This window comes from Actinopolymorpha cephalotaxi (genome assembly GCF_013408535.1).
In the GTDB taxonomy this organism is placed as follows: domain Bacteria; phylum Actinomycetota; class Actinomycetes; order Propionibacteriales; family Actinopolymorphaceae; genus Actinopolymorpha; species Actinopolymorpha cephalotaxi.
Map to the genome: position 1 here is coordinate 5,068,211 of NZ_JACBZA010000001.1, position 26,787 is coordinate 5,094,997.

A 26,787-nucleotide genomic window follows, 5' to 3' on the forward strand; every position below is an offset into this window, starting at 1 on the left:
CTGATCGCGTCAGACTCCGCGCAGGACGTGCAGGAGGTACTCCTTGCGGTTGAGCGGGTTCAGGTCCGTGCGGGGCCGGATGGGGACGGTGCCCCGAACCGGCTCGTGGTGGTCGAACGCCGACTCCAGCACGCCTTCCCCGCGGGTTGCTGCCGGCAGGTTCTGCTGCAACTCGTGCACCATGGCGGCCGGCACGTCGCCTTCCAGTACGCCGGACGAGCCGCGGACCAGCGGCGCGCCCGGAACCGCGCGCAGCCGTCCCAGCAGGGGAAGCACGGCACCCAGGGTGTCCGCCGGGAACTCCAGCCGGAAACGATGCACCGGCTCGCAGACCTCCGTCCCCGCCTGACCGAGCGCGCTCATCAGCACCAGCGGGACCAGCTTGCGAACGTCGCCCGCGGTGGTCTCCGGCGAGACGTAGCCGGAGTCGGTGAGCGTGACCACGCAGTCGGTGACCTGCCAGCCGTGCAGCCCCTGCCGGAGTGTGTCCACGACGGTGTTCCGCACCGCCTGCCGGAACTCCTCGACGGACTTGAAGACGTAGAGCGGAATCAACTCCAGCTTGACATCCAGCTCGACTCGCACGCCGGCGCCGACCGGGGCCGGTTCGACGCGAAGCCCGACCGTGGAGAGGAACGGATTGCCGTCCTTGCCGAGGACTTCCACGGCTGTACCTGTGCCGACCGGGCGCTCGACGCAGATGGGGGTGGTTTCGCGGAAGGTGACGTCGATGCCGTACTCCAGGGCGAGGGTGGCCTCGATGACCTCCTTCTGCACCTCGCCGTACAACGAGACGTACAGCTCCTGGGCGACGTCGTCCTGACGCAGGTTGATCAGCGGGTCCTGCTCGGCCAGCTGCGTCAACGCCACATGCAACCGTCCCTTGTCGGCGGCGTCGATCGGCACCACCACCGTCTCCAACGTCGGCGGCGCGAAGTGATGGTCGCCGGTCGTTCCCGAGACACCGATCGTGTCGCCGATCCGTACGTCGGAAAGCCCCCACACCTTCGCGATCCGGCCCGCCGTGACCGACGTACGCTGAACGGCCGCACCGTGGTCGAACACCCGGATCGCGGTGATCTTCGCGCTCTCGCCCCGGTTGAAACCGACCTGCTCCCTGGCGTGCAGGGAACCGGAGAACATCCGCAGGTAGGCGACCTTCTCCCCCGCCGGCCCGCGCTCGACCTTGAACACCGTCCCGGCAGGTGGTGCGTCCGGGTCACCCTCCCTGCCGGGCAGCAGCTCGGTGATGCCGGCGACCAGCGCGTCCACCCCGGCACCGGTGACCGCCGAGCCGAAGAACACCGGGTGCACCAGCGCCTGCCGGGTCTGCGCGCCGAGCTCACCGCGGAGCCGCTGGTAGGAGAGCGCCGCCTCGTCCTCGACGTACGCGGCCAGCAGGTCCTCGTCGTGGCCGGTGAGGAGGTCGGTGAGGCCCGCCCGGAAGCCGGTGCCGTCGGCGCCGTCGGTGTCGTCGTACGGCTCGAACCGGGCCGCCTTGGTACCGGCATCGTGGGACGCCCCCATCGCGATGACGGCCGGCGTCAGCGTGTCCGCGATCGCGGCCAGCACGCGGTCGGGATCCGCGCCGCCGCGGTCGAGCTTGTTCACGAAGATCAGCGTGGGTATGCGAAGTCGCCGCAGCGTCCGCATCAGCACCCGGGTCTGCGCCTGCACACCCTCCACCGCCGACACCACCAGCACCGCACCGTCCAGCACCCCCAGCACCCGCTCCACCTCGGCGATGAAATCCGGGTGCCCCGGAGTGTCGATCAGATTGACCGTGACACCGTCCAGCACGAACGACACCACCGCCGACCGGATCGTGATCCCCCGGCGACGCTCCAACTCCAAGGTGTCGGTCTGCGTGCTGCCCGCATCCACACTCCCCACCTGCGCGATCACCCCCGCCAGGTGGAGCAACCGCTCCGTCAGACTCGTCTTACCCGCATCGACATGGGCCACGATCCCAAGGTTCAACGTCCGCGCCACGCGTCATGTCCTCTACGTAGATGAAGATCCCTTCTCGGATGGACATGAACGCCGCTCGCATCGGTGTCTCCTCCTGGCTGGCCCCGGTGGGCTCGGCTGCTCGACGGCCGGATCGGCCTGGTCGGCTGGCCGGAGTGAAGCACCCTCGCCGCCGGTCCGGCAACCGGTTTTCCGCCGCGGCACGGACGGAAGCGTGGCCGGTCAGCTCGGCCGGTCGGCCTCGGGGACGTGGCCCCCCCGGATGTCAACCGTGAGTTGTACCGACCCGTCCGGGCGTACGTACAGCTCGTAGCCGCCGGCGGGCACCTCGAAGAAGACCGCCGACGGGGTGCCGCCCGATAACCGATTGCCGGACCACCGCGGTGCTCACCATGCTGATCGGCGGAGGCAGCGCGAACGAGGTGAGGCGAGGATGGTGCGGGTTCCTTCGGTGACGGCACAGATGACGGCGCACGCGACGGGACAGGCGACGGTGACGGCTGTGCTGGCGACGTCGGCGGCACTGTTGACGACGCTCGCGGATCCGGACGCGGTGCGGGTGCTCGGCTGGATGCTGGAACGCGAACCCGGCGAGCGCGCCGCGGTCAGCCGTTGCGGGCAGGCACTGGGACTCGACGCGCGAAACACCGCGAGGTTGTACGGACGGCTCACCGCGGTCGGCCTGATCGCCGCCGACGGACCCCGCATCGAGGTGCGGGCGGACCTGTTGCGAGACACCGCGCACGAACTCGACGGGATCAATCCGGTCGTACGCCGGCTGGAGGACTTCCCGCATCTGCGGCCGATGTTCTCCCACGGCCGGCTCACCAGCTTCCCGGTCGAGGACGCGCACCTGGACGACCTGGCGTACTTCCTGGCGAGCTACTTCGACCGCGGCGTCTCCTACACCGAGGCCGAGGTCAACGAGATCGTCCGGGAGGTCGACGACGACGTCGCCACGCTGCGCCGGCTGATGGTCGACGTGGGCGTGATGACCCGCGACCGGGACAGCGTGTACGCACTGGCCGACAAGGCGGCCGACCTGCTCGAGCTCTAGTCGGGCAGCAACGGGACCGAGATGCCCTCGTCGCGGCCGAGGAGCGCGGCCCGGGTCACCGCCCCGGAGTCGAAGCGCCGGCGCACCTTGTCGACCGCCTCGTCGAGCGCGTCGTGTTGTCTGCGGTCGAACGGCAACGCCAACTGGACCGCGCTGTCGTCGTCGAGGTTGCCGACGGCCACGCCGACGAGAGTCAGCCCGCGGCGTTCGATCGTCGGCGCTGCGGCGGCCCGCAACCCGCGTACCGCCTGGAGAATCTCGTGGGTCTGCGCGGTCGGATGGGACAGCGTGTGCGACCGCGTCACCTGGGAGAAGTCCGCGAACCGCAACCGGAGCACGACGGTGCGGCCGGTGCGCCCCGCCGAACGCATCCGCCGGGTCACCCGGTCGACCAGTTCGATGAGGATCGCGTCGACCTCCTCCGCGGATCTCGGCCGCGAGCCGAGCGCGCGCTGCGCACCGACCGAACCCCGGCGCTGCCCCACCCGCACCGGCCGCGGGTCGCGGTTGTGGGCGAGTGCGTGCAGGTGCCGGCCGGCCGCCTGGCCGAGCATGGCGACCAGCGCCGACTGCGGAAGCTCGGCGACGTGGCCGACGGTGGTGATGCCCCGGTCGTGCAGCTTCTTGGCGGTCACCTCGCCGACTCCCCACAGCCGGCCGACCTTCAGCGGATGCAGGAAGTCCAGCTCGCCGTCGGGCGGCACCACGAGCAGCCCGTCGGGTTTGGCCACGCCACTGGCCACCTTGGCGAGGAACTTGGTCCGGGCCACCCCGACCGTGATGGGCAGGCCCACCTGGTCGAGCACGTCGCGCCGCAGCTTCGCCGCGATGTCGGCCGGCGTGCCGGAGATCCGCCGGAGCCCGGCGACGTCGAGGAACGCCTCGTCGATCGACAGCCCCTCCACCAGCGGGGTGGTCTGCTCGAACACCTCGAACACCGCCGCGCTCGCGTCGGAGTAGGCCGACATCCGGGGTGGTACGACGATCGCCTGAGGACACAGCTGCCGGGCCTGTGCCCCACCCATCGCGGTGCGTACGCCATGGGCCTTGGCCTCGTAGCTCGCGGCCAGCACCACACCGCCGCCGACGATGACGGGGCGACCACGCAGGCCGGGATCGTCACGCTGCTCGACCGAGGCGTAGAACGCGTCGAGGTCGGCGTGCAGGATGGTCGCGTCCGCCGTCACGAACGTATGTTCGCATAACTCAGCGCTCGGGCGCGAGGTCACGACCGAATCCGCCACCCACCATGCCGGGCCGGTCTCGGCAGAGGACGAGATCGGCTGGCGCGGCCTGCCGGCGTACGGCACGATTCATCCGGCGGCCCGATCCTCGCGCGCGCCTGGGCGGGGAGGACGGTGGCGGCGTGGGTGGCTGGGTGGACGACCCGATCATGCAGCTGGTCGCCGCGCATCGCAGCGACTGGGCCACCGGCGCCGCCCGGGCCCTGATGTGGGTCGCGAACAGCCTCACCGCGCTGGCGGTCGTCGTACTCCTCGCTGTCGTGGTCGTCGTGGCCAGGCGCGCCTACCGCCAGGCCGCCGCGGTCGCCCTGGCGGTCGTGACCGCCGGTGCCGTGGCGAGGCTGCTCAAGGAGCTCTTCGGCCGGTCCCGGCCGCCGGCGGATCTCGCTCTCGTCCACCTCGCCGGCGCGTCGATGCCCTCCACCCACGCTGCTCTCACCTCCGCCGCCGCGACCGCCGTCCTGGTGGCGACGACCTGGACCTCCTCGCGGGCGCGACTTCTGTGGACGCTTGTCCTGGCCGCCGGCACGGCCTTCGTCGGGGTCTGCATGGTCTACCTCGGCGGGCACTGGCCCACCGACGTGCTGGCCGGATGGGCGCTGGGGATCGCGCTCGGCGCCGGCGCGGGCCTGCTGTGCCGGCGCGCCCAGGGGGCCGACCGGCGTGACGACCGACGGCCCGACCCGCGGGACGAGCAGCCGCAGGGCAGTTGATCACCGGGTCAACCGGGTCGATCGGACCAATCCCACAGGACCACGGGGGGACCGGGACCGCGGGTCCCGCCGATCTCCACGGGTACGCAGCGGTGGGGACCGTCTGTCCGGTGTTGCCGGAACGACGGTTCGCATGCCACCTCTCCTGCACGTCTGGACATCCGGGGGACTCACGTGAGTGCCGCAGAGAACGTCGTACACAAGAGCGCGCACAGCGCCGCACGGACCGCCGCGCGGACGGTCGTACGGGGAACGATGCCGCGCGCGTACTCCGTCCTCGCCATCGCGGCCCTGGTCGGTGTCGCCGCCCTCCTCGCGGGCTGCGGCGGGGGCACCGGAACCCCGGCGAAACCGGCCGGCGTGACAGCTCCGGCCGGCAAGCACAACGCCCAGGACGTGGAGTTCACCGAGGAGATGGTCGAGCACCACCAGGAAGTGGTGGCGATGAGCGCCCTGGCCGCCAGGAAGGCGACCAACGCTCAGGTCAAGGCGCTCGCGGTGAAGGCCAAGTCCGAGCACGCACCGAGGATCGCCGAGCTGAGCGCCTGGCTGAAGGCGTGGGGAGAGCCCGTGCCCACCATGGGCGTGACGCCGCACGCGACGCGTTCGCCCAGCCCCGGAAAGGCAATGGCGAGCCCCAGCCCCGGGGCGGCGGACGAGCACGAGCTGTCCGATCTGCGGCACGCGTCCGGCAAGGAGTTCGACAAGATGTACCTCGACGCGATGATCCACCAGTACTCCGAAGCGGTGGACGAGTCGAAGATCGAGAAGGCCAAGGGCCTGTACCCGCCCGCCAAGAAGCTGGCGACGGACATCGTGGCCCACCACCCGGCCGAGATCGCGAAGATGCAGGCTCTGTCCGGGAAGCTGTGAACCACCCAGGTGACTGAGCCGGCGTCCGGGGTCGGCCGGGACAGGTACCTCGACCTGCTCCGGGCGCTGGCCCTCGTCCGCATCGTCACCTACCACGCGTTCGGCTGGCCCTGGCTGACCCTGCTCTTCCCCTCCCTCGGGGTCATGTTCGCCCTCGCCGGATCGCTGATGGCCTCCTCGCTGGAACGCCGTTCGGCGCCATCCGTGGTCGGCACCCGGATGCGCCGGCTGCTGGTGCCGTTCGGCGTCTTCGCCGCCCTCGTCGTACCAGCGATGTTCCTGCACGGCTGGGGACCTCCCGACCCGTCCCAGGCCTCCGGGTGGTGGGCACGGCTGTTGCTGTGGGTCGTACCACTGGACGACCCGCCGTTCAGCCAGTGGGCGTGGCAGGTGAACGAGCCGCTGTGGTACGTCCGGGCGTACCTGTGGTTCGTCCTGCTCGCCCCGCTGGTGCTGCCCGTCTTCCGGCGGCTGCCGGTGCCGTTGATCGCCGCGACTTTGCTGGCGGTCACCCTGCTGGAGTTCGGGGTGCTGGACACCGGCGACTCCGCGGCACTGGGCAGGATCGTCACCGACCTGACCGTGTTCGGCGCGTGCTGGCTGCTGGGTTTCGCCCACCACAGCGGGCAGATCGCACGTCTGTCACCTCGCACGGTCGGCGTGCTCGCCGTGCCCGCGATGGCCTTCGGCGGTTGGTACGCCCTCACCCACCAGACCCGGCAGGCCTACGACCTGGGTCCGATCCCGCTCGCCCAGGCGTACTGGTCGTTCGGGTTCGTCCTTCTCCTGTTGCGTTTCCGGCCACGCGACCTCGGCTGGCTCCGCCGGGTGTGGACGGTGGACAGGTTGGTGTACGTGTTCAACGCACGCGCCGTCACCATCTACCTGTGGCACGAGCTCGCGCTGATCGCCGCGGTCCTGGTGATCGACTGGATGTGGAGCGTGCCGTCGCTGGCGAACGCCCTTCCCCTGCGGACGAACTGGTGGAAGTTCGTGCTCACCTGGCCGCTGCTGGTGGTGGCGGTGCTGGTCTTCGGCTGGGTCGAGGACCTCGCCGCGAGGCGGCGGCCCCAGCTGTGGCCGAGGGGCCGAACAGACCGAACGGACGGGTGAACCCCGTCGGTGTCAACCTCCGCTTGCGCGGCCACGCTGACGTGCCTGGTGCTCGCGTTGGTCGGGGATCTCGGTGTGCTCGTCGGCTTCGTGTTCGCGTTCGCGTTCGTCGGCTGCCTCTTCGCGTTCGTCGGCGTTCCGGTCCCGGGTGTCGGCGTCATGGTCGCGCTCGTCGGCACCGTGCTCGCGGTCGTCCGACATCCGGTCCCGCAGGTCCGCTTCGTGGTTGCGCAGGTCGGCGGACCGGTCGCGTTGGTCGGCGGCCTGCTCCCGCTGATCGGCGTCACGGTCACGAACGTCGGCCTCACGGTCGCGCTGGTCGGCGAGCTGGTCGCGTTCGTTGGCGGCGCGCATGCGTTCGGTGGCCTGGATGTAGCGCAGCTCCTCCAGCCGGCGGCGCGCGTCGGCCGCGACACCGCGCAGATGCGACACCCGGCTGCGATCCTTGCCCGCGCGTTCGCGTTCGGCCGACGCCCGAGCACGGTCCTCGGCGGCCCGCTTACGGCGCATGGACGCCTCGCCGGCATGCGCGGCGAGGAGCTTGCGGCGCTCGGAGGCCCCTCTGCGCAACCTCGCGGCGAGCGCGCGTGTCTCGGCCGCACGCTGACGAAATGCCAGGGCGATTCGCTGCGTACGAGTGGTTCGGGCCGGTTCGTACTGCCGACCGCCGTCGCCGGTAGGCATGCCAGCGAGTTTACGTCGCCCCCGGACGGCAGGCCGATGCGCCGGACGGCTGCCCTAGGGTGTGGCCCGGTTTGATCACGCGGGTGTCGAATGCGGTTTCTGGGAGGTGCCCTGTGTCGGCGACGACCTTCGACGACAGCGAACGAACGATCTGGGCCGGCCGGGCCGGCGCGTATGCCGACACGTTCGCCCGGCTGTGCGCGCATGCGGTCCCGGACCTGCTCGACGCGGCCGAGGTGGGTCCCGGCGTTCGGCTCCTGGACGTGGGAACCGGCCCCGGTACGGTCGCCGCCGCCGCGTACGCCAGAGGCGCGACGGTGACCGCCGTCGACGCCGAGCCCTCGATGGTCGAGCTCGCCCGTGCGGCGGTCCCCGCCGCCGACTGCCGGGTCGCCGTCCTTCCCGACCTGCCGTTCGGCGACGGGGAGTTCGACGCCGTCGTGGGCAACTTCGTACTCAACCATGTCGGGCAGCCGCGGTCCGCCGTTGCCGAACTGCGCCGCGTGGTGCGCCCCGGCGGGTGGGTCGCGCTGACGATCTGGCCGACGCCGCCCGCGCCGGGACAGTCGCTGATCGGCCGCGCGATCCAGGCCGCGGGGGCGCGACGGCCGCCGCACCTTCCGCCGCTGCAGGCCGAGGAGGACTTCGCCCGCACCGCGGAGGGGCTGACCTCGTTGCTGGCGGCGGCAGGACTGCGGGAGGTGTCCTGCGAAACGCTGCACTGGAACCACCGGGTCGGCGCCGAGGAGTGGTGGGCGGGACCGGCCGCGGGGGTGGCGTTCACCGGGCAGCTGATCCAGAGCCAGCCGCCCGCGGTCCGGGCAGACATCAAGGCCTTCTTCGACGAGTTCAGCGCGGAGTTCGCGGACACCGACGGTCTGCTGACCCTCCCCCACGCCGCGTTGCTGGCCCGGGCGCGGAGCTGATCGAGGCAAGGCCCGAACGGGGCGTGGTGGCCTCCATACGTTCTCGCGTCCCACGACTCGCCGGCCACCGAAAAGGACGTGAGGACCGGCCCGCCTCGGGCATAGCCTTCGGGCCGTGAGTGACGAGGCGAACGACAACGGCCCTTCCGCTGACGCGCGGAACGACGACCCTGCCGACGGCTGGTTCCCGGAGAGCGTGGCCGCGAGCTACGACGACCCTGGCGGCGCCGCCAACGCACCCGAGGTGGTCACGCCGGCGGTGGACGTGCTGGAGGACCTGGCCGACGGCGGTCCCGTCCTCGAGTTCGCCGTCGGGACCGGCCGGATCGCGGCCCCGCTGGCCACCCGCGGCGTCCCGGTCAGCGGCATCGAGCTCAGCGAGGCGATGGCCGCGCGGATCGGCTCCAAACCGGGCGGCGACGCGGTCGCGCTGACCATGGGCGACATGACGAGCACGCGGGTGGACGGCGCCGGCGAGTTCTCGCTGGTCTACCTGGTGTTCAACACGATCAGCAACGTGACCACCCAGGACGGGCAGGTCGACGTCTTCGGCAACGCGGCCGCGCACCTGCGTCCGGGCGGGCTGTTCCTGATCGAGGTGGGCGTACCGGATCTGCGCCGGCTGCCGCCGGGGCAGGACACCGTTCCGTTCACGGTGGCACCGGACGGACACCGCGGTGGGTACGTGGGATTCGACCAGTACGACGTGGTGACGCAGGAGTTCAGCTCCAACCACGTCACCGTGAGCCCGGACGGCAAGGGTCGCTTCTACCGGATCCCGTTCAGGTACGCCTGGCCGGCCGAGATGGACCTGATGGCACGCATCGCGGGCATGCGACTGAAGCACCGCTGGGCCGGCTGGGACCGCTCGGAGTTCACCGCCGACAGCACCACGCACGTGTCCGTCTGGGAGAAGGTCTGAGCTCGTCGCGCTCAGGTGAGGACGGCCGCGACTCGCTCGGCGAGCGCGGCCGTCCCCTCCGGGTCCGAGGCGTTGCGCGCCCAGCAGGCGTGTAGAAGTGAGTGCGCCTGCGCCCAGCGAATCACCCGCTCCCGTTCGAGTTCGGCGGCGTCGGCGAAGATCGCCAGCCGTCGCCGCAGCTGTCTGCAGAGGTCGTCAACGGCCACTTGACGCTGGGCGCTGCCGACCACCACGCTGAACGCGTCGTTCGCCGGGTCGCCCGCGAAGCCCTTGGGGTCGATCACCAGCCAGGGTTCACGGTTCGCGCGTACGACATTGGTGTAGTGCAGGTCTCCGTGGACCAGCGTCTCCGGCTGCTCGCGCCCGAGCTCGCGGATGGTGGCCAGGGCCGCGTCGACGACCCGGCGCGGCACGTGGCTGATCAACGTCTGCGACGCGGTGCTGAGTTCGCGTTCCTGTTCCTCCGCGCGGTCACTCAGCCGGCGTAGGCCCGGCGGGGCCGGCACCGCCAGCAGCCGGGTGAGCCGCCCGCACACGGCGGCGGCCTCGTCGTCGTCCTCGATCTCGACCAGCGTGGTCTGCTCGACGCGCTCCAGCAGCATGGCGAACCGCGCGTCGTCCCGCTCGTACAGGCACACCGCCCCGCGGCCCGCCCACGCGGCGTAGGCGGTCGGCTCGTCGACATTGCCCGGATGCGGGAACGAGACCTTCAGTACGGCGGGGGATCCGTCGTGCCGGCGTACGGGAACGACGACGCCGACCTTGCCGTGCATCACCGGCCCGGTCGGTGTACAGGCCCACTTCTCGAGCAGCTCCTCGACAAGCCCAGGCAGGGTGGCGATCCAGCGCTCGCCGGTGTCGCCCTCGCGACGCACGGTCTCGCGTACGAACAGTTCGGGCACGTCGATCATCCGTGCACCCTAAGGCACGTGTCCCCGACGATCACCGTGCTGCCCGGGCCTGCTCCGATGGCGGATCTGGCACTCTTCACGCTTCCCACGGCCGAGGCGGCGCGGCGCAACGGCGCGGGTAACTGGCAGGACTCCTCCCGGCCGACAGGGCTAAGGTGCCCGGGTGCACGATGTCCGGCTGGTGTTGCGGGGGATGTGGTTCCGGCGGGGAGTTTCCCTGGCGGTGCTGGTGATCGCCTCGCTCGTGGTGGGTGCGGCGGTGACCGGGCCGCTGTTCCTGCGGTCGGCCGGGGAGTCGGTGCTGCGGGACACGCTGTCCCAGGCGTTGCCCATCGGCCGGATCGTGACCGACCACCTGAACGGCACGGTCCGCACCCGCCGGCTGGAGGAGGTGGTCCGGCGCAGCGACCACCGGCTGCGGTCCGTGCCGACCCTGAACCGCCTGCTGGTGTCACCGGTGGAGTCGCTGCAGGTACGAGCCATCGCGGGCACACCGGGTACGACGGGCAACCCCGCGCCGCTGGTCTACCGCGCCGGGGTCTGCTCGCACGTGACCATCCAGAAGGGCCGGTGCGCGACCCGGGCCGGCTCGGTGATCGTCAGCGCGAGCGCAGCCGCCTCCCAGCACTGGCGCGTCGGCGGCGTGCTGGAGGTGAACGGCCGCCGGGTCACGGTGGCCGGGGTGTACGCACCACTGGAGCCGACCGGCGACTACTGGGCCGGCCGGCCGTACTTCGCGGCGTACTCCGGCTCGGGTGTGGCCGGCGACCAGGGCGGCACCCTGGACGCGATCTTCGCACCACGGGCAACCGTCGAGGACCAGCCCGGCGACACCGACTCGGTCGGCGCGGTGGACCGCTATCTCGACCTCGACCGGATCCGGCTGACCGACCTGCCCGCGCTGCGGAAGGACCTGGGCACCTACGGCCAGGGCTCGGAGCAGCTCACCGCCGACGGCACCTCGAGTGACACGGCCGCGATGGTGGCGGTGCTGATGGAGGCCGACGAGATCAGGGACAAGCTCACGTTGCCTGTCTGGGTGGTCGAGATCCAGCTGCTGGTGCTGTGCTGGCTGATCCTGTTCCTGGTGGTTTCCAACGCGTCGGAGGCGCGGGGGCCGGAGGTGGCGCTGGCCAAGCTGCGCGGAGTGCCGCCGGGCCGGACGGTGGCGTTCGGCCTGCTGGACACACTGGTGCTGGTGGTGCTGGCCGTCCCGATCGGGTTCGCGCTCGCGGTGGGCTGGGTGTCCGGCATCGCCTCGCTGAGCCTCGCGCCGAGCACCCCCGTCGTGATCACCGGAGCCGCCGGACTCGCCGCGTTCGGCGCGGGCCTCGGCGCCGCGGTGGCGGCGGTGCTCGCCGGTTCCCGTACGCTCCGGCGCCCGGTGGTCGAGCAGTGGCGGCGGGCCTCCCGGCGCGCCAAGGCCCGGCCCTGGGCGGTCGACGTCGTGGTCGGCCTGGCGTCGGTCGCGGGACTTGTGGTGCTCGCCCGCCGCGGCGCGGTCGGCACCGAAGCCGGCTCCCCCAGCGTGCTCGCACTGCTGGCGCCCGGTCTCGTCGTACTCGCCGCTGCCCTGATCGGCTCACGCGTCCTGCCGGGGCTGTGCCGGGCCGGGTTCGGCCGGACCCGGCGGCGGCGAGCGGGTCTCGGAGGGTTCCTCGCGGTACGCCAACTCGGTCGGCGCCCGAGCACGCTCCGGCTGGCCCTGGTGCTGTCGGTGGCGTTCGGGCTGGTGGCGTTCGCGATCGACGCCTGGGCCGTTGCCCGGACGAACGCGCACGACCGGGCCTGGACCGAGGTCGGCGCCGCGGAGGTGCTCACCGTCAGCCCGCCGCCGGGCCAGGACCTGGCCGCGATCGTGAACCGGCTCGACCCGTCGGGACGGCAGGCGACCGCGGTCAGCACGGCCACCGAGTTCCGCGGCTCGGACCAGGTGCAGCTGCTCGCCGTACAGCCCGACCGGTTCGCGCGGATCGCCTTCTGGCGTACGGACTTCGGCCCGGCCTCACTCCCCCGGTTGACCGGCCGGCTGACCACCACGGCGGCGCCACCGGTGATGCTGTCCGGAGAACAGCTCCGGGTGAACGTGCGGGCGGGGCGGCTGCCCGGCGCCCGGGAACCCCTGCTGGTCGCCGAGGTCGCCCAGCGCGAGGGCGGGCTGACCCCGATCACCCTCGGCCCGTTGCACGAGGGCGTGAACACGCTGACCGCCGACCTGCCCTGCCTGACCGGCGGGTGCCGGCTGGCGGGCGTACACCTGGATCGTCCGGCCGGCGCCTTCTACCCGATCGGCGGCAGCCTGACACTGACCGGCGTGTCCACCCGGACCGGCGCCGGCTGGCGGACCGTCGACGCCCACCTGTCCGACGCGCACGGCGCGCGGGGAGCGCATGCCTGGCGGCCGGCCGGTGGGGGTGCGACCGCGGTCACCCCGACCGGTTCGGGGCTCACGCTGACGACGCACGCCAACGCCGCGGACACCCCGACCTGGCGGATCGCCGACACCCCGGCTGCCCTGCCCGCGCTGGCGACCGGGCCGCCCACCGGTCCGGTGCGCATCACCGGGCTGACGGGACAGGCCCTTGCCGTGCACGCGCTGTCGACCGGGCCGGCGCTGCCCGGCGCCGGCACGCACGGAGTCGTCGTGGACCGTGCCTACGCCCAGCGCGCCCTGCACGGGTTCAACACCGTGACCAGTGAGACGGTCTGGCTGGCGCCGAGCGCGGTCGACACCTTCCCGCATCGGCTCGAACGCGCCGGAGTGGCCATCCTGGACACGAGTTCGGCGGCGCACCAGACCGCGATCTACGAACGACAGGGACCCGCACTGGCCATCCTGCTGTTCCTCGCCGGCGCCTTGCTGGGCGCGGTGCTGGCCGCCGGCGGAGCGGTGCTGCACCTGCACCTGACCGGGCGCCGGCGCACGTACGAGCTCGCCGCCATGTCCGCGCTCGGGGTGCGCCGCGGCACGTTGTTCACCGCGTTGTACGCCGAGCAGAGTCTGCTGATCCTGTTCGGCATCGCCATCGGCGTCGCCGCCGGGATCGTGGGCGCGGTGCTGACGGTGCCCGTCGTACCCGAGTTCGCCGACCTGCCGACCACCCCGCCGATGCTGTACGGCCTGCACGCGGTTCCGGTGCTGCTCACAGTGGCCGCCGTGGTGGCGGTGCTCGCCGTGGTCGTCGCCGCCAGCTCGATCAACCTGATGCGTACGTCGAGATTCGACCAGCTGCGGGAGGCGCCGGCATGACCGTGGACACCCCCGCCGTGCTGTGTGAGCGGCTCACCCACGTCTACCGCGACGACGAGGGCACCGAGGTCACCGCGCTGAACGAGGTCGAACTGCGAGTAAGGCAAGGGGAAGCGGTCGCGCTGGTCGGCCCGTCAGGGGCAGGCAAGTCGACGTTGCTGACGCTGCTCGCCGGACTCGTGCGCCCGACGTCGGGCCGGATCGCGGTGGACGGGGAAAACGTCGTCGCCCTGTCGGAGCGAGGGTTGCTGCGGCTGCGGGCCCGCAAGCTGGGCATGGTGCTGCAGACGCCCGGCCGCAACGTACTGCCGTACGCCACCGCCCGGCAGAACGTCGCGTTCGCCCAGCGGTCCGGGACGTCGAGCCGGGCCGAGCGCCGTGCGGAGGCGGGCGAGCTGCTGGAGTCGGTCGGCCTGGACGAGTACGCCGACCGGCCGGCCCGGCTGCTGTCCGGCGGGCAGCAACAGCGGCTTGCGCTGGCCGTCGCGCTGGCCGGACGCCCGGCCCTGCTGCTGGCCGACGAACCCACCAGCCAGCTGGACCGCGGCACCGGCGACGCGGTGATCGCGCTGATGCTGGCCGCCCGGGAGCGGCGGGGCACCGCGCTGGTGGTCGTCACCCACGACCGGCACGTCAGCGACGCGCTGGACACCGAGTACGCCATCCACGACGGGCGGCTGGAGCCGGGTGCGGGTGCGTGGCTGCGGTCGGGCTCGCAGGGCCGGCCCGGACTGGAAGGAGACCGATCGTGACCGGGGTGGATCCGAGCGGGGTCGAGCAGACCGGGGTGGAGCTGGCCGGGGTGGAGCTGGTCGGGGTGGAGCTGGTCGGCCGTGGGCTGCGGTTCGCCCGCGGCGGGCAGGAGATCCTCCGCGGCATCGACCTCGCCGTCCGCGGCGGGGAGCGGGTCGCCCTGACCGGCCCGTCCGGCTCCGGGAAGAGCACCCTGATGGCGGTGCTCGCCGGGCTGTCCGCCCCCACCGCGGGCACCGTCACCCTCGACGGCCGGCCGCTGGACCGGCACGGAGCCCGGCCGCACCGCCGGGTGCACATGGTGTTCCAGGGGTACGCCCTGGTGGCGTTGCTGACCGCCGCGGAGAACATCGAGTTGGCCCTGCGCGCCACCGGCGTACCAGCCGAGGAGGCCGGAACCCGGGCCGCCGAGGCGCTGCGCGTGGTCGGGCTGAGCGACCGGTCCGAGCATCTCGTCGAGGAGCTCTCCGGCGGTCAGCAGCAGCGGGTCGCGGTGGCCCAGGCGCTGGCCACCCGGCCCGCCGTACTCCTCGCCGACGAGCCGACCGCCGAGCAGGACCCGGCCCACCGCGACCTCGCCCTGGACGCCATCCTCGGAGCCGCCGACCACGGCGCCGCCGTGCTGCTGGCCACCCACGACGCCGACGTCGCCCGGCGCTGCGACCGCCGCCTGCACATCGTCGACGGGCAGCTCACCGAGGTCGAGGCACTCGCCTGACCTGGGTCGAGTTTCAGTGAGCCATCCGATCCACGACCGCCGCAACGATCAGGGCGTGAGGACGTAACGACCGCGTACGCCGCCCTTGGCGACCGCCCGGTGGGCGTCGGCAACCTGGTCCAGCGGCAGGACCGCGTGCACCCGGGCCGGCAGCTCACCGGACGCGGTGCGGGTGAGCAGCTCGCCGAGCCGGGCACCGTCGGGGTGCACCTCCACGGCCTGCGACGTGATCCCGCGCTCCGCGGGCGGTGCGGCGCCCGGCCGGACTCCGACGAAGATCCCGCCGTCGGCGACCAGGGCAAGACCCTTCTCCTGCAGGACCGCGGCGTCGGCCACAGCGTCCCAGCGCGGCTCGGCCTGGGTGGCGAAGTCGGCGCCGAGGCCGCGTACGAACTCCTCGTCCTCGGCCCGGGCCAGGCCCGTGAGCTGCCAGCCGCGGTCCTGCGCGAGCACCGCGAGGTATCCCCCGACCGCCCCGGCGGCCCCGGTCACCAGCAGCCGGCTGCCTCCGCTGGGCGCGGGCGCGTCGCCGATCAGGTCCAGGATCTGGGCGGCGGTCAGCCCGTTGAGCGGTACCGTCGACGCCACGGTCAGGTCCAGCCGGTCGGGTACGAGCGCGATGTCTGCAGCGGGTACGACCAGCTGTTCGGCGTAGGTGCCGAAGTCGCGGTCGAAACCCGCCACCAGTCCGGCGACCCGGGCACCGAAGAGCAGGTCCACCCCCGGTCCGGTGGCCGCGACGGTGCCGGCGAACTCCCAGCCCAGACCCGTGTGCTCAGGCTGGTCGATCAGGCCCATCGAGTGGAAGAAGCCGCCCGCGACCCCGAGGTCGACCGGGTTGACGGCCGTGGCGGCGACCCGGACCCTGACCTCGCCCGGGCCGGGTTCGACGACGGGAACGTCGATGATCTCGATCGAGTCGGGTCCGCTTGGTTCGCGGACGACGGCGGTACGGAAGGTTGCGGTGTTCAGGTCGGTGCTCATGGCGTACTCCCTCGTGGCGTTGCGTTCGATCGCTTCTGCCACCACTATGGAGAGATAACTCTCTATCGGGAAGTACACACCTGGAAGTGCGTAACTCTCCTGTCAGCGAAAAGGAGGGCTCGATGCCGACGAAGACGGCGGCCCAGAAGAGGGCACAGGCGAAGGTGGAGTACGACGCTTTCCTGGCGGAGTGTCCCAGCCGCCAGCTGCTGGACCGGATCTCCGACAAGTGGGTCGCGCTGATCCTGGCTGCGCTCGGCAGCGACGGCCCACACCGGACCAGGGGCGAGCGCGCGGGAGGGCCGCGGGCGATGCGCTACTCCGAGCTGTCCCGGCGGCTGGCCGGAGTGAGCCAGAAGATGCTCACCCAGACACTGCGTTCGCTCGAACGCGACGGCCTGGTCACCCGCTCGGTGACCCCGACCGTGCCGATCACTGTCACCTACGAATTGACAGAGCTCGGGCTGTCGCTCCACCAGGTGATGCGCGACATCAAGAAGTGGGCCGAGGCGCACATGAACGAGGTGCTCGCCAACCGGGAGGAGTACGACGCGTCTCTCCCCTGAGCGTCAACCCACGGTTGCAGCGGTCCGGTCGTCCTTGACGCCGACGGGCAGCAGGAAAGGCGCCACGAGCAGGAGCACTCCGGCGAAGCCCAGCGCCCACCGCGGGCTGGTGGCGGTGGCGAGGACTCCCCACACCGCGATGAGGACGGCCCTGGCCGCGGTGCTGGTCACCGACCAGGCGGCCAGTACGCGGGAAACGCGGTCGTGGTCGACGGCCTGCAGCCGGTAGGTAGCCATCACCGGGTTGAAGATGCTGCAGCAGACGATCAGCACCAGTTCGACCGCGATCACGACGAGCAGGCCCGGCAGCCCGGGACCGACCAGGACGAGCCCGAGCGGCCACACGCACCGCAGTGCCCCGAAGACGCGCAGGACGGTGGCGCTGCCGAAGCGCGCGCTGAGCGGACGGGCCAGCCGGGAGCCGACCAGGCCGCCGACGCAGGGGACGGCGAACGCGAGTCCGTACTGCCAGGCGGGGAACCCCAGCTCGCCGAGCATGAGCACCGCCAGCGGCGCCTCGCCGGCCATGATCAGGCCGTTGACCACCACCGAGTTCAGGAACAGCCGGCGCAGTGGGCGATGGCGCAGGATGTGGCGCCAGCCCTCGGCAAGTCCGGCCAGGCTCGGGCGGGCCGACGGTCCGGCCGGAGCGGGTTCCGGGCCGCCGATCGATGTGACGCCAAGGGCCGAGAGCAGGTAGCTGACCGCATCGGCGGCGATCGTCACCACCGGCCCGAAGAGCCCGATCGCCGCCCCGCCGACGGTCGGGCAAACCACGCTGGCCGACCACGTTGTGGACTCGAACCGCGCGTTGGCGGTCAGCAGGTCGCCCGGTGCGACCAGTGACTTCAGGAACGCACCGCTTGCGGCGGTGAAGGCGATGTTGGCGGCCGCCAGCACGATCGAGACGCAGACCAGCTGAGCCATGCTCAGGACGCCGAACGCGTAGCCGACCGGGATCGACACCAGCGCACCGAACCGCACCAGATCCATCGTGATCATCACCGGACGCTTGCGGCGGAACTCCACCCACGGGCCGACCGGCACAGCCGCCAGCGCACCGACCGCCAGCCCGGCCGCCGACATCGCGGCCACCTCGGCGGCACTCGCGTGCAGCACCCGGATCGCGATGAACGAGAACGCGCCGAACCCCAGCCACGTCCCGTACGCACTGACCGCGTACGCCGCCCACAACCAGCCGAACCGCCTGCCCAGACTCCCGAACGACCGCAACCAGCACTCCCCCGTCGCCACCTGTCGCGGACAGCGGCGCGCTGCCCGACCGGTAGCCAACCGGACCGCGGCCGGGCAGCCAAACAACCGACACGCCGATCGGGCACAACCGGCCGTTGTGCGGAGTTGTTCGGGGGTGCGGAGGTGTTCAGGGTGCTGAGCCCGAGGAGATAGGTTCGGCCGGTGGACCTCGACGCCGTGCGTACGTTCGTGGCCGTCGCCGACACCGGCCGGTTCCAGGCCGCCGGGGACGAGCTGGCCCTCACCCAGCAGGCCGTGTCGAAGAGGGTCGCGGCACTCGAACGCGATCTGGGGGTACGCCTGTTCGTGCGCGGCCCGAAGGGTGTGCGCCTCAGCGTCGACGGCCAGGCGTTCCTCCCGCACGCGCGGGAACTCCTCCGCGTGGAGAACCGCGCCGTCGCGTCCGTCCTGCCGGCCAGCCGGGCGTTGCGTGTGGACGTGGTGAACCGGCGCATCGCCCCCGCCGTACTGCTGCAGGCGTTCCACCGGCAACACCCCGAGATCGACCTGGACGTCGTGACGTTGCCGCTCCTCGAAGGCGACGAGGCGCTGGCCGCCCTCGCCGACGGGACCGTCGACCTCACCTTCCGCGCGCTGGCCGCGACCGCCGGCCGCGCTCCTGCGGGGCTTCGCGCCGGGCCCGCGCTGTACGACCGGCACGAACTCCTCGTCGGTCCCCGCCACCCGCTCGCGGACCGCCGTCAACTTGAGCTTGCCGACCTGGTCGACCACCCGATCTGGATGTTCCCGATGCCGCCCGCCAGCGAACCCGGCGCCTACTACCGCGAGCTTGCTGCCAACTTCGGCTTGACGATCGACTCGGTCGCCCCGAACTTCGGCAACGAGGCGCTCCTCGCCGAACTCGCCGGCTCACCACGCCTTGCCACCCTCGTCGGCCGGGGCAGCCGCTACCTGTGGCCGGCGACGTACGACCTGCGCCGGATTCCCGTCGTGGCACCCACGCCGGTGTATCCGCTCTACCCGCTCTGGTCCGCACACAGCGCGCACGAAGCCCTGCCGACGCTGCTCGCCTTCCTCCGCAGCCGGTCCCAGCCGGACGAGGCCGGCGATCTCTGGCTGCCCACCTGGTCCTCCTTCACCGCGCCGACTATCGTCCGGCCATGACCGAAGCGAACGGCTGGGGTGCGGTGGGGCTCGGCGTCCTGCGGGCCGCCGCTGCCGAGGCGCCTCGCCATCCAGGGGTCTACCTCTTCCTCGACGACAACGAGGAGGTCATCTACGTCGGGAAGGCGACGAACCTCCGGCAGCGGCTGAGCCAGCACGCGGCGACGAAGGTGCCCCGGTCGCGACTGGACCAGCGCTACGACCTCGTACGCCGGGTCGCCTGGGAGCCCGCCGCCGACGAACAGGCCGCGTTCTGGCGGGAGGAGGAGTTGATGTTCGCCCTCCGGCCGCTGTTCAACGCCGACCCTGACCTGCGCTCTCCGAACCCGATCACGAAGGAACCGCTGGTCCCGTACATCGTCGTGACGGAGACGCCGGAAGGGATGCACAGCTTCACGCTGGAACCCGTCGTACCCAAGGGTGGGCGCGCCTACGGCTGTTTTCCTCACCTGGGCAAGGGAATGGGCTCACGCCTCGGGGTCACCTGCAGCGACGGCTACACCGCCTTTCTGCGTCTGCTGTGGGCGGCTTCCGGTGACGGGTTGCACGTGCCGGCCTCGATCACCAGGTCGGCGCCTGTGTCGTTCACGGTTGCGGCGCCGGCGGGCATCCACGACGACCTGCACCGCTTCCTGTCCGGGACGAGTCCCCGACTGACGGACGGACTGCTGCAGGCGGCCTCCCGCCGGCCGGCGTACATGCAACCGGCGCTGCGCCGCGACCGTGACGCCGCACTCGGGTTCTTCGACTCCGGACCGCGGTCGGTGCGTGCCCGTCGCCTTCGTCATCGCGTACGTGCGAGGGTCTTGGATGTCGACACGTACCGGCGGCTTGTCCGTACGGAGATCAGCCCGGTGATCGATCCGGCGAGAACAGGGTCGCCGTCATGAATGCCCGGCAAGCGCCGCGAGAGTACGTACGCCAGGCCTGTGCCCGCTACGGATCGGCGGACGTCGTTCGGCGTTGCGCGGCCCTGCTGCGCGGCGCGGATCCCGCGGGCGAGGAGGAGTTCCTGCGGACGCTGGGCTTTCGTGGCGAGCTGTCCTGGCTGCTGAAGGAGCCGAACCCCTACTGGGCTCGGGTCTGGGCCGCACGGGCCCTGCGCTACTGCTGGGACGACACGGCCGCGGCCGCCGTGCTCCATGGCCTGTACGACGAGGCGTGGCGGGTCGTCGAGCACTGCGCGGTCATCGCCGGTGACCGCGAACTTGCCGACGCCGTGCCCACCCTCGTGACCCTTACCGAGGACCCCGGGCCCCGCGTCCGAGCCGCCGCTGCCCGGGCAATGGCGAGCGTCGCCGAGCGAGAGCACCTCCCCACGCTGCTCCGGCTGACCGACGACCCGGAGCGCATCGTTCGGGTGGCCACCGAGAAGGCCCTCGCGGCCCTACGTGACCGCCTCGACCTCAACCCCGAAGAACTCACCCACCACGACCACTGACGTCGGGATCGCGATCTTGGTCGGCGCTTCGCGGGATCGTCAGTCAACCTGTGGGTCATACTCGGCGTGTGCTCTACCGAACTCCGCCGCCGGTCTCCATCGACCGAGAGGTCCTCGTCGAGGTCGCCGCCATGCGGCACGAGTTGCGCGAGGTCGTGCAACGAGTTCCCGTGAGGTTGGTCGACAACATCCGGCGTTCCTTGACTGCTTCGGCGATCGCTGCGTCGAACACCATCGAGGGATACCGCGTCGATCCGGTGGATGTGGCTGACCTGCTCGACGGAGAGCGAGAAGCCGTCGATACCAGCGATAGGAACAAGAAGGAGACGCTCGCCTTTCAACAGACGATGACCTATATCCAGTCACTGTGGGACGTCGATGATTTCGAGTACTCAGGGTCTTCTCAACGCACTGCACTGGATGCTGCAGGGCCATCACCATCCTCACTATCCGGCCGGCCGGTGGCGGAAGAAGCCCATCTTCATCACGACGGCGGGCGACCCGCACGCCACCGAATACGAAGGACCGGACGAGGCGGACGTCCCTCATCTGATGGACGAGCTGGTCTCCTGGCTCAATCAAGGTGATCTCGAGGCGGATCCGTTGGTGCGCGCGGCGATGGCTCATCTCAACCTGGTGAAGATCCACCCGTGGATCGACGGCAACGGCCGGATGTCGCGCAGCCTGCAGACCCTGCTGATCGCCCGAGCAGGCGTGGTGGCCCCCGAGTTCTCCTCGATCGAGGAATGGCTCGGCCTTCCCGGCAACACGTGGGAGTACTACAGCGTGCTGCGGGAAGTGGGCGGGCCGGTGTATTCACCCAAGCGGGAGACTCTTCCCTGGGTCCGCTTCAACCTGCGCGCGTATCACGAACAGTCCCAGCGGGTCCGGCACCGCGTACAACGCTCGACCGACTGTTGGATCGCGTTGGCCGACCACGCCGATCGGCTCCACCTCGCCGAACGCCAGATCACCGCACTGCACGACGTCGCGATCTCCGGCCGCGTACGCCGTTCGCGCTATGAGAAGGCCGAGGCTCTCAGCAACCAACAGGCCGTCCGCGACATCCAGGCCCTGACCAGAGCGGGGTTGCTCACTCCGGTCGGCAACACCAAGGCCCGCTACTACGTTGCCGGTCCTCAGTTTCCTTCCGACGTACTCGACGTCGCGCACCGCCGCCACACCATCAGCGACCCTTACAAGTCCCCACGAGGCTGAGACCGGATGCGTGGGGGCTGGGTATCGCCTGGAAGGTGACCCGCATAATCGGGGAATGGCGTCCTGAACGCTGGGAGATCGGAGGGGCTGGTGGACGGCACGGAGCCAAGCTTCCGGCTCGCGGCATACGCCGTGTGCGTCGAGGACGGCCGGGTGCTCCTGGCCCGACTCGTTTCGGCGGTGGTCGAGAGCACCTGGACCCTTCCGGGTGGCAGGGTCGAGCACGCGGAGGATCCGTACGACGCGGTGATCCGGGAGGTCGCCGAGGAGACCGGCTACGAGGCAGTCGTCGAGCGCCTGCTGGGCGTGGACTCCCGGGTGATTCCCGCAACCGAGGCACGCAGAGGGATCAAGCACCAGAACGTCGGGATCTTCTACCAGGTTCGCATCACCGGCGGCGAGCTGCGGCCCGAGCCGGACGGCGACGTCGTCGAATCCGTGTGGACCCCGATTCCCGACGTCGCCCGGCTACCTCGTTCGTCGCTGGTCGACGTCGGGCTCACCCTGGCGCGGTTGACACCGGCCACAGGCCACGTCGATCCCGTCCCGGTCGGCGGCCTCATCCAGCACTGAGTGCCTGTGGCGTGTCCTGGACATCGCTCGGAAGTGATCCGCCGGAGGTCCGGCCGAAATGGGGTTGCCGGTCCGCACGGCGGCTCGGCACGATCGTGGCCGTGACCGGAGAAGACCTGCAGGACTGCGTGATCGTGTCGGGGATGCCCGGGGCGGGGAAGTCGACGGTGACCGGACTGGCCGCCCGGCTGTTGCCTCGCGCCGCTCGGATCAAGGCCGACGACGTGAACGAGATGGTTCTCAGCGGCCGCGTCTGGCGGCTGGGCGAACCAGTGGACGAAGCCAGGCGGCAGGGCGAGCTCTGTGACCGGAACCTGGCCGGTCTGGCGAACAACTACATCGACTTCGGCTTCACCGTGCTGCTCGACCAGCTCGTGACAGATCTTGCGGAGCTCGACTTCCTCGTCGGCCTGATGGCGCCGCGGCCGGTTCATCTCGTCACCCTCGCCCCAACCGTCGACGTCTGCCGGCAGCGGAACGCGACGCGTGAGCTGAGTGAGCGATGGGAGTTCGACGGCTACCACCGGCTCGAGGCCGGGTTGCGACGGGACTTCGGCGACGTCGGCTGGTGGCTCGACACTTCTGGCCTCACCCCCGGCGCGACCGCCGAACTGATCGTCAGGGAAGCGGCACACCGCGCCCGGCTGAAGTAGTTCCCTCGGCTGCTCGTCCCCGACCTACGCCGCGGACATGGCTGTCGGTCCGGTACCTGGGTCGCGAAACCCTGCACCACAAGGCCCTGCGCTTTGCCGAGGAGGTGCTGATGTGGTGGTTGGTGGGGCCTTGGCAGCGGCGAGACGAAGGGGATGATCGCGATGCGCAGGCTGGTGAAACGAGCAGCGTTGCTCACGGCGGGTGCGGGGCTTGCGGGTGTCGCGTACACCCAGGTGTACGACCGCCTGCGTGCACAGGGCCTGACCAAGAAGTACGTAGCGTTTCGGGCGCAGCAGCAGGCCGCACACGATCGCGTCGATGCCGACTTCAACCACCAGGACCGGGTTGTGAACGGCCTGAACTGGCACTACGTGGACGAAGGCGCGCGTGACGGCGAGGTCATCCTCTTCCTGCACGGACTACCCGAAAGCTGGTACTCCTGGCGCCACGTTCTCCCGCTGGTTGATCACGACTACCGGCTGATCGCCGTCGACATGAAGGGGTACGGCCGATCCGACCACGAGGACCGCAACTACGACTGGCACACGGTCGCCCGGCAGACCCTGGACTTCATGGACGACCTTGGCATCAAGAAGTTCTACGTCGTCTCACACGACTGGGGCACGGTCATCGGCAGCATCCTCGTCGGCAACTACCCGGAGCGGATCCTCGGGTACGTGCGGATGGAGGTCGACCTGGCCAGCCCGAAGTCGCTGAGGGACTGGATCACCTTCTACCGGCTCAAGCCGCAGTGGCTGTTCTGCCGCAGTTACTGGTTCGGCCGGCACAAGATGCAGGACCCGGGAAAGCTCATCGACAAGGTCTATCCGCCGCGGATGACGACGCGACTGCGGCCGGAGGATCGTGACTACCTCGTGTACGAGTTCTCCCGGCCGGGGGTCGCAGAGGCGGTCGCGCACTACTACCTTGCCCGCAACTGGGACCTGCCCGCCGCCACGGACCGGATCGCCGAGGACAGCTTTCCGTTCCCGATCCTGCAACTGCAGGCGACCGAGGACGATTCGCAGCCGCAGTGGTTGTTCCACGATGCCGCGAGCAGGTTCCCGAACGTGAAGCTGGAATGGGTGACCGGCGCCAGCCACTTCGACAACCTCGACCAACCCGCCCAGGTGGCCGAGGCGATCAACCGCTTCGTACACGAGACCAGCGCACCGCAGCGCGTCGCGTCACCCGCGTGAGCCGGTTCAGCGGAGCTCGCCCCAGCCGGTGAGGCGAAGGGCCTCCTCGGCGATCTGGGTCGGCGTACGTTCACCGACGTGGATCACGTGGTCGGCGATGTCTTCGGGTACGACTCTTTCCGCCACCTGTACCGAGGTCTCCATGAACCAGCTCGGGTCCTCGGCCTCTCGTGACCTGATTCGGGCCAGCACCTGATCGGTGGGAGCCGCCAGCCAGACCACGATCGGACGGGCTCCCGGAACCGCGTCGGTAAGCCGGTCCAGCACGGCGTTCGCCTCCACGATGCGGCAGAACACAAGTCGCTCGGCGCCGGCGTCCCGGTAGTTCTGCCACACGGCCGAGATGTTTCTGTGCAGCGTCTCCTCGTTCTGCTCGAGGTCCTTCCGCTGCGTCCAGAACGTCTCGAACCAGTCGAGGTCGATCAGCGCGTGCGGAACCTGCCGTTGGCTCAGAAGGTATGAGATGGCTCGCCCCACGCTGGTCTTCCCGACCCCGACGGTGCCGCTGAGTACCAGCACCGGCACTTCCGGCCGTTCGTGAGACCACTCGGGCCGAGTCACGGGTTCATCAGGGCAGCCGCGGAGGCAGTACGCAGAACTCGCGGCCGTCGGGGTCGGCCATGACCACCCAGCTGACGTCGCCCTGACCGATGTCGATGCGCGTCGCACCGAGGGAGACGAGCCGGTCGACCTCCGCCTGCTGGTCGCCGTCCGCGGGTGGGGCGAGGTCGAAGTGCAGGCGTTCCTTGCCGGTCTTCGGTTCCACGGGCGGTCCGCCCCAGGTGATCTTCGTACCGCCGTGGGGCGACTGGATCGCGGTCTCCTCGTCCTGGTCCCAGACCAGCGGCCAGCCCAGTGCCGCGCTCCAGAAGTAGCCGACCTCCTGCGAGCCGTCGCCCGCGAGCGCGCCGATGAACCCGGTGCCGGCGAGGAAGTTGTTGCCCGGCTCGATCACGCAGAACTCGTTGCCCTCCGGGTCCGCCAGCACGACGTGACGGGCGTCCGGCCCCTGACCGATGTCGAGGTGCCGGCCACCGAGTTCGAGCGCCCTCGCCACCGTGGCCTGCTGGTCTTCCAGGGACGTACTGGTCAGGTCGAAGTGGGTCCAGTTCTGACCCGTCTTCTGCGCCTGGGACGGCAGGAAGCGAAGCCTGAAACCGATGTCGTCACTCGGCAGCAGCGCAACCCCGGCTTGCGGATCGTCGACCAGCTCCCGGCCGAGGACTCCGGCCCAGAATCGGGCCAGCAGAGAAGGGTTGTTCGTGTCGAAGCAGAGCGCGTCGAGCTGACAGGTCATTCGGCTCCGCACCTCCCGATCCTCTGAGTCGAAGGCCGCGCGGAGTGGCACGTCCGCCGGGCCACAGTTGGTGGAGCGAACGCTAGGCGCCGGCCCTCCACCGTGCAACGTGATTGTTCGTGCTCCATCGCCACCGCACGTCCGTCGCTAGGGACGATGCCAAGGTCACCCGGCATGGGTAACAGGATCTGTCAACTCTCACCACCGGCAACGGTCATCGGAGTAGGAGGATTGCCGCATGAACGCGCGCACCTGGCTCCGTCTCGGCCTGGCCTTCCTCGCCGGCACACAGTTCGTCGTGGGTTGCTGGGCGCTGATGTCTCCCCGCTCGTTCTTCGACATTCCGTGGGTCGGGATGCACATGCCGTACAACGCGCACCTGATGATGGACTACGGCGCGATGAGCCTGGCGACGTCGGTGGTGCTGGCAGTGAGCGTCGTCATCACGGGGCGGAGCATGGTGCGCACCGCGCTTGCCGTGTATCTGGTGTTCGCCGTGCCGCACCTGCTGATTCACGTTCGCCTGCTGCACCACCTCACGCCAGGGCAACGCCCACCACTGCTGATCGGGTTGTCGGCGGCGGTTGTGATCGCGCTGGTGTTGTTGGCGCTCACGCGGTCGCTCCCCTCGACGCCCTCTCCGACCCGCTAACCGCGCCAGTACTCTTCCGGCGGCTGCAGTACGCAGAACTCGTTGCCGTCCGGGTCTGCCAGGACGTGCCAGCCCCATCCTTCCTCGACGACGGGCTCCTCGGTCAGCAGCGCGGCTCCAAGCGACCGGGCGCGCTCGACCTCGGCGTCGAGGTCCCTCGTTCGCAGGTCGAGGTGAACGCGGTTCTTCGTACGCTTGGCGTCCGGCACCTGCTGCAGCAGCAGTTCGCAGCCACCGCCGGGAGGCACCAGGCTCTGGTAGGGCTCCACCGCCGCGCCGGCGCGTTCGTATCCCAGCAGGCCGGTCCAGAACCTCGCGGAACGTTCGAGATCCGAGCAGTCGATCACGACGACGAGGTCACCATGGGGGTACCGCTGCGGAGATCGAGTCACGACGCCAACCATGGCAGGTCCGCTTGCCGGTTCTCAAGATAGGTTGGCCGTCATGGCTGACGCGGTGGTGGTTCCCGGTGGAGCGTTCGGGCCGGCGGCAGGCCTGCTGATGTACGCGTCCCTGGTCGCCGAACGCCGGGGCGCGACGGTACACCGCCACTCGTGGTCGCCCAACCGGCCGGATCCGTTCGAGCCGCCCGTCCAGGCCTGGGTGCGTGGAGAGCTCACACCGCTGCTTGAAGAAGTCGGCGGCACACCCCTGCTGATCGGCTGGCCGGCCCGAGCGGAAACCTGAGT

At 70.7% G+C, this 26,787-nt stretch carries 28 protein-coding genes; 19 read left to right on the forward strand and 9 right to left on the reverse strand.

Annotation, left to right across the window (positions count from 1 at the left end; genetic code table 11):
- Positions 1 to 9 precede the first annotated feature (9 nt).
- On the reverse strand, positions 10 to 1,992 hold the full coding sequence (locus tag FHR37_RS22445) for an elongation factor G (protein WP_092882214.1): 1,983 nt from the start codon (positions 1,990 to 1,992) through the stop codon (positions 10 to 12).
- 412 nt (positions 1,993 to 2,404) lie between these two features.
- Here FHR37_RS22445 and FHR37_RS22450 point away from each other — a divergent pair, with 412 nt between their 5' ends.
- Complete coding sequence (locus FHR37_RS22450; protein WP_092882213.1) at positions 2,405 to 3,028, forward strand: DUF2087 domain-containing protein; 624 nt, start codon at positions 2,405 to 2,407, stop codon at positions 3,026 to 3,028.
- On the opposite strand, the gene dinB is transcribed toward FHR37_RS22450, so the two are convergent.
- On the reverse strand, positions 3,025 to 4,215 hold the full coding sequence (gene dinB, locus FHR37_RS22455) for a DNA polymerase IV (protein ID WP_092882212.1): 1,191 nt from the start codon (positions 4,213 to 4,215) through the stop codon (positions 3,025 to 3,027). The two genes, FHR37_RS22450 and dinB, sit on opposite strands and share 4 nt — an antisense overlap.
- A 179-nt stretch (positions 4,216 to 4,394) precedes the next feature.
- Between dinB and FHR37_RS22460 the strand changes: the two genes are divergently transcribed.
- From FHR37_RS22460 to FHR37_RS22470, 3 genes are all read left to right on the forward strand, one after another.
- Positions 4,395 to 4,985 carry a phosphatase PAP2 family protein gene (locus FHR37_RS22460; RefSeq protein ID WP_139238856.1) on the forward strand — a complete coding sequence of 197 codons (591 nt, stop codon included), beginning with the start codon at positions 4,395 to 4,397 and terminating at the stop codon, positions 4,983 to 4,985.
- A 174-nt stretch (positions 4,986 to 5,159) separates the two neighbouring features.
- Positions 5,160 to 5,858, forward strand: coding sequence for a DUF305 domain-containing protein (locus tag FHR37_RS31945; protein ID WP_092882210.1), 699 nt, complete (start codon positions 5,160 to 5,162; stop codon positions 5,856 to 5,858).
- A 9-nt stretch (positions 5,859 to 5,867) separates the two neighbouring features.
- The gene (locus FHR37_RS22470) at positions 5,868 to 6,971 is read left to right on the forward strand and encodes an acyltransferase family protein (protein WP_092882209.1); all 1,104 of its coding nucleotides are present in this window, start codon (positions 5,868 to 5,870) and stop codon (positions 6,969 to 6,971) included.
- A 12-nt stretch (positions 6,972 to 6,983) separates the two neighbouring features.
- On the opposite strand, the gene FHR37_RS22475 is transcribed toward FHR37_RS22470, so the two are convergent.
- Positions 6,984 to 7,655: a hypothetical protein gene (locus tag FHR37_RS22475; RefSeq protein WP_139238855.1), complete on the reverse strand. Its 672-nt coding sequence runs from the start codon at positions 7,653 to 7,655 to the stop codon at positions 6,984 to 6,986.
- A gap of 113 nt (positions 7,656 to 7,768) precedes the next feature.
- On the opposite strand from FHR37_RS22475, the gene FHR37_RS22480 reads away from it, so the two are divergent.
- Together FHR37_RS22480 and FHR37_RS22485 are read left to right on the forward strand one after the other, a co-directional pair.
- Positions 7,769 to 8,581, forward strand: coding sequence for a class I SAM-dependent methyltransferase (locus tag FHR37_RS22480; RefSeq protein WP_092882207.1), 813 nt, complete (start codon positions 7,769 to 7,771; stop codon positions 8,579 to 8,581).
- 115 nt (positions 8,582 to 8,696) lie between these two features.
- Positions 8,697 to 9,503, forward strand: coding sequence for a class I SAM-dependent DNA methyltransferase (locus tag FHR37_RS22485; RefSeq protein ID WP_092882206.1), 807 nt, complete (start codon positions 8,697 to 8,699; stop codon positions 9,501 to 9,503).
- Between the two features lie 11 nt (positions 9,504 to 9,514).
- Here FHR37_RS22485 and FHR37_RS22490 read toward each other — a convergent pair whose 3' ends face one another.
- Complete coding sequence (locus tag FHR37_RS22490) at positions 9,515 to 10,414, reverse strand: aminoglycoside phosphotransferase family protein (RefSeq protein WP_092882205.1); 900 nt, start codon at positions 10,412 to 10,414, stop codon at positions 9,515 to 9,517.
- A gap of 163 nt (positions 10,415 to 10,577) precedes the next feature.
- On the opposite strand from FHR37_RS22490, the gene FHR37_RS33260 reads away from it, so the two are divergent.
- Genes FHR37_RS33260 through FHR37_RS22505 form a run of 3 tightly spaced genes read left to right on the forward strand, consistent with a single transcriptional unit; the run spans position 10,578 to position 15,135 of the window.
- Positions 10,578 to 13,664: an FtsX-like permease family protein gene (locus FHR37_RS33260; RefSeq protein ID WP_139238854.1), complete on the forward strand. Its 3,087-nt coding sequence runs from the start codon at positions 10,578 to 10,580 to the stop codon at positions 13,662 to 13,664.
- A complete protein-coding gene (locus FHR37_RS22500; protein WP_092882203.1) occupies positions 13,661 to 14,416 on the forward strand; it encodes an ABC transporter ATP-binding protein in 756 nt (251 codons plus the stop codon). Before FHR37_RS33260 ends, FHR37_RS22500 begins: the two co-directional genes overlap by 4 nt.
- On the forward strand, positions 14,413 to 15,135 hold the full coding sequence (locus FHR37_RS22505; protein WP_202817953.1) for an ABC transporter ATP-binding protein: 723 nt from the start codon (positions 14,413 to 14,415) through the stop codon (positions 15,133 to 15,135). Before FHR37_RS22500 ends, FHR37_RS22505 begins: the two co-directional genes overlap by 4 nt.
- Before the next feature lie 48 nt (positions 15,136 to 15,183).
- On the opposite strand, the gene FHR37_RS22510 is transcribed toward FHR37_RS22505, so the two are convergent.
- Positions 15,184 to 16,119, reverse strand: a complete 936-nt coding sequence (locus tag FHR37_RS22510) for an NADP-dependent oxidoreductase (RefSeq protein WP_237768647.1) — start codon at positions 16,117 to 16,119, stop codon at positions 15,184 to 15,186.
- A gap of 122 nt (positions 16,120 to 16,241) precedes the next feature.
- On the opposite strand from FHR37_RS22510, the gene FHR37_RS22515 reads away from it, so the two are divergent.
- On the forward strand, positions 16,242 to 16,685 hold the full coding sequence (locus FHR37_RS22515; RefSeq protein ID WP_092882202.1) for a winged helix-turn-helix transcriptional regulator: 444 nt from the start codon (positions 16,242 to 16,244) through the stop codon (positions 16,683 to 16,685).
- 3 nt (positions 16,686 to 16,688) lie between these two features.
- On the opposite strand, the gene FHR37_RS22520 is transcribed toward FHR37_RS22515, so the two are convergent.
- Positions 16,689 to 17,918 carry an MFS transporter gene (locus FHR37_RS22520; RefSeq protein ID WP_202817952.1) on the reverse strand — a complete coding sequence of 410 codons (1,230 nt, stop codon included), beginning with the start codon at positions 17,916 to 17,918 and terminating at the stop codon, positions 16,689 to 16,691.
- Between the two features lie 183 nt (positions 17,919 to 18,101).
- Here FHR37_RS22520 and FHR37_RS31960 point away from each other — a divergent pair, with 183 nt between their 5' ends.
- From FHR37_RS31960 to FHR37_RS22555, 7 genes are all read left to right on the forward strand, one after another.
- Positions 18,102 to 19,064: a LysR family transcriptional regulator gene (locus FHR37_RS31960; protein ID WP_092882201.1), complete on the forward strand. Its 963-nt coding sequence runs from the start codon at positions 18,102 to 18,104 to the stop codon at positions 19,062 to 19,064.
- A complete protein-coding gene (locus tag FHR37_RS22530) occupies positions 19,061 to 19,954 on the forward strand; it encodes a GIY-YIG nuclease family protein (RefSeq protein WP_092882200.1) in 894 nt (297 codons plus the stop codon). Before FHR37_RS31960 ends, FHR37_RS22530 begins: the two co-directional genes overlap by 4 nt.
- On the forward strand, positions 19,951 to 20,505 hold the full coding sequence (locus tag FHR37_RS22535) for a HEAT repeat domain-containing protein (RefSeq protein ID WP_092882199.1): 555 nt from the start codon (positions 19,951 to 19,953) through the stop codon (positions 20,503 to 20,505). The genes FHR37_RS22530 and FHR37_RS22535 overlap by 4 nt, the downstream gene beginning before the upstream one ends.
- 378 nt (positions 20,506 to 20,883) lie before the next feature.
- Positions 20,884 to 21,723, forward strand: a complete 840-nt coding sequence (locus FHR37_RS22540) for a Fic family protein (RefSeq protein ID WP_202817951.1) — start codon at positions 20,884 to 20,886, stop codon at positions 21,721 to 21,723.
- A 90-nt stretch (positions 21,724 to 21,813) separates the two neighbouring features.
- The gene (locus tag FHR37_RS22545; RefSeq protein WP_092882198.1) at positions 21,814 to 22,296 is read left to right on the forward strand and encodes an NUDIX hydrolase; all 483 of its coding nucleotides are present in this window, start codon (positions 21,814 to 21,816) and stop codon (positions 22,294 to 22,296) included.
- Between the two features lie 101 nt (positions 22,297 to 22,397).
- Complete coding sequence (locus FHR37_RS22550; RefSeq protein ID WP_237768646.1) at positions 22,398 to 22,949, forward strand: AAA family ATPase; 552 nt, start codon at positions 22,398 to 22,400, stop codon at positions 22,947 to 22,949.
- Positions 22,950 to 23,111: 162 nt separating this feature from the next.
- The gene (locus FHR37_RS22555) at positions 23,112 to 24,149 is read left to right on the forward strand and encodes an alpha/beta fold hydrolase (RefSeq protein ID WP_175542403.1); all 1,038 of its coding nucleotides are present in this window, start codon (positions 23,112 to 23,114) and stop codon (positions 24,147 to 24,149) included.
- 6 nt (positions 24,150 to 24,155) lie between these two features.
- On the opposite strand, the gene FHR37_RS22560 is transcribed toward FHR37_RS22555, so the two are convergent.
- Together FHR37_RS22560 and FHR37_RS22565 are read right to left on the reverse strand one after the other, a co-directional pair.
- On the reverse strand, positions 24,156 to 24,668 hold the full coding sequence (locus FHR37_RS22560; protein WP_175542402.1) for an AAA family ATPase: 513 nt from the start codon (positions 24,666 to 24,668) through the stop codon (positions 24,156 to 24,158).
- Positions 24,669 to 24,717: 49 nt separating this feature from the next.
- Positions 24,718 to 25,458, reverse strand: a complete 741-nt coding sequence (locus FHR37_RS22565; RefSeq protein ID WP_330831765.1) for a VOC family protein — start codon at positions 25,456 to 25,458, stop codon at positions 24,718 to 24,720.
- Between the two features lie 226 nt (positions 25,459 to 25,684).
- Here FHR37_RS22565 and FHR37_RS22570 point away from each other — a divergent pair, with 226 nt between their 5' ends.
- Positions 25,685 to 26,098, forward strand: coding sequence for a hypothetical protein (locus tag FHR37_RS22570; protein ID WP_092882194.1), 414 nt, complete (start codon positions 25,685 to 25,687; stop codon positions 26,096 to 26,098).
- On the opposite strand, the gene FHR37_RS22575 is transcribed toward FHR37_RS22570, so the two are convergent.
- Positions 26,095 to 26,490, reverse strand: a complete 396-nt coding sequence (locus FHR37_RS22575; RefSeq protein WP_237768645.1) for a VOC family protein — start codon at positions 26,488 to 26,490, stop codon at positions 26,095 to 26,097. The two genes, FHR37_RS22570 and FHR37_RS22575, sit on opposite strands and share 4 nt — an antisense overlap.
- 52 nt (positions 26,491 to 26,542) lie before the next feature.
- On the opposite strand from FHR37_RS22575, the gene FHR37_RS22580 reads away from it, so the two are divergent.
- On the forward strand, positions 26,543 to 26,785 hold the full coding sequence (locus FHR37_RS22580) for a hypothetical protein (protein ID WP_092882192.1): 243 nt from the start codon (positions 26,543 to 26,545) through the stop codon (positions 26,783 to 26,785).
- Positions 26,786 to 26,787 lie beyond the last annotated feature (2 nt).

Coding starts and splice junctions, on each gene's coding strand:
- FHR37_RS22500 (WP_092882203.1), top strand. CDS start 13,661: ATGACCGTGGACACCCCCGCCGTGCTGTGTGAGCGGCTCACCCACGTC.
- FHR37_RS22540 (WP_202817951.1), top strand. CDS start 20,884: ATGATTTCGAGTACTCAGGGTCTTCTCAACGCACTGCACTGGATGCTG.
- FHR37_RS22535 (WP_092882199.1), top strand. CDS start 19,951: ATGAATGCCCGGCAAGCGCCGCGAGAGTACGTACGCCAGGCCTGTGCC.
- FHR37_RS22555 (WP_175542403.1), top strand. CDS start 23,112: ATGCGCAGGCTGGTGAAACGAGCAGCGTTGCTCACGGCGGGTGCGGGG.
- FHR37_RS22510 (WP_237768647.1), bottom strand. CDS start 16,119: ATGAGCACCGACCTGAACACCGCAACCTTCCGTACCGCCGTCGTCCGC.
- FHR37_RS22515 (WP_092882202.1), top strand. CDS start 16,242: ATGCCGACGAAGACGGCGGCCCAGAAGAGGGCACAGGCGAAGGTGGAG.
- FHR37_RS22580 (WP_092882192.1), top strand. CDS start 26,543: ATGGCTGACGCGGTGGTGGTTCCCGGTGGAGCGTTCGGGCCGGCGGCA.
- FHR37_RS22490 (WP_092882205.1), bottom strand. CDS start 10,414: ATGATCGACGTGCCCGAACTGTTCGTACGCGAGACCGTGCGTCGCGAG.
- FHR37_RS22475 (WP_139238855.1), bottom strand. CDS start 7,655: ATGCCTACCGGCGACGGCGGTCGGCAGTACGAACCGGCCCGAACCACT.
- FHR37_RS22570 (WP_092882194.1), top strand. CDS start 25,685: ATGAACGCGCGCACCTGGCTCCGTCTCGGCCTGGCCTTCCTCGCCGGC.
- FHR37_RS22450 (WP_092882213.1), top strand. CDS start 2,405: ATGGTGCGGGTTCCTTCGGTGACGGCACAGATGACGGCGCACGCGACG.
- FHR37_RS22530 (WP_092882200.1), top strand. CDS start 19,061: ATGACCGAAGCGAACGGCTGGGGTGCGGTGGGGCTCGGCGTCCTGCGG.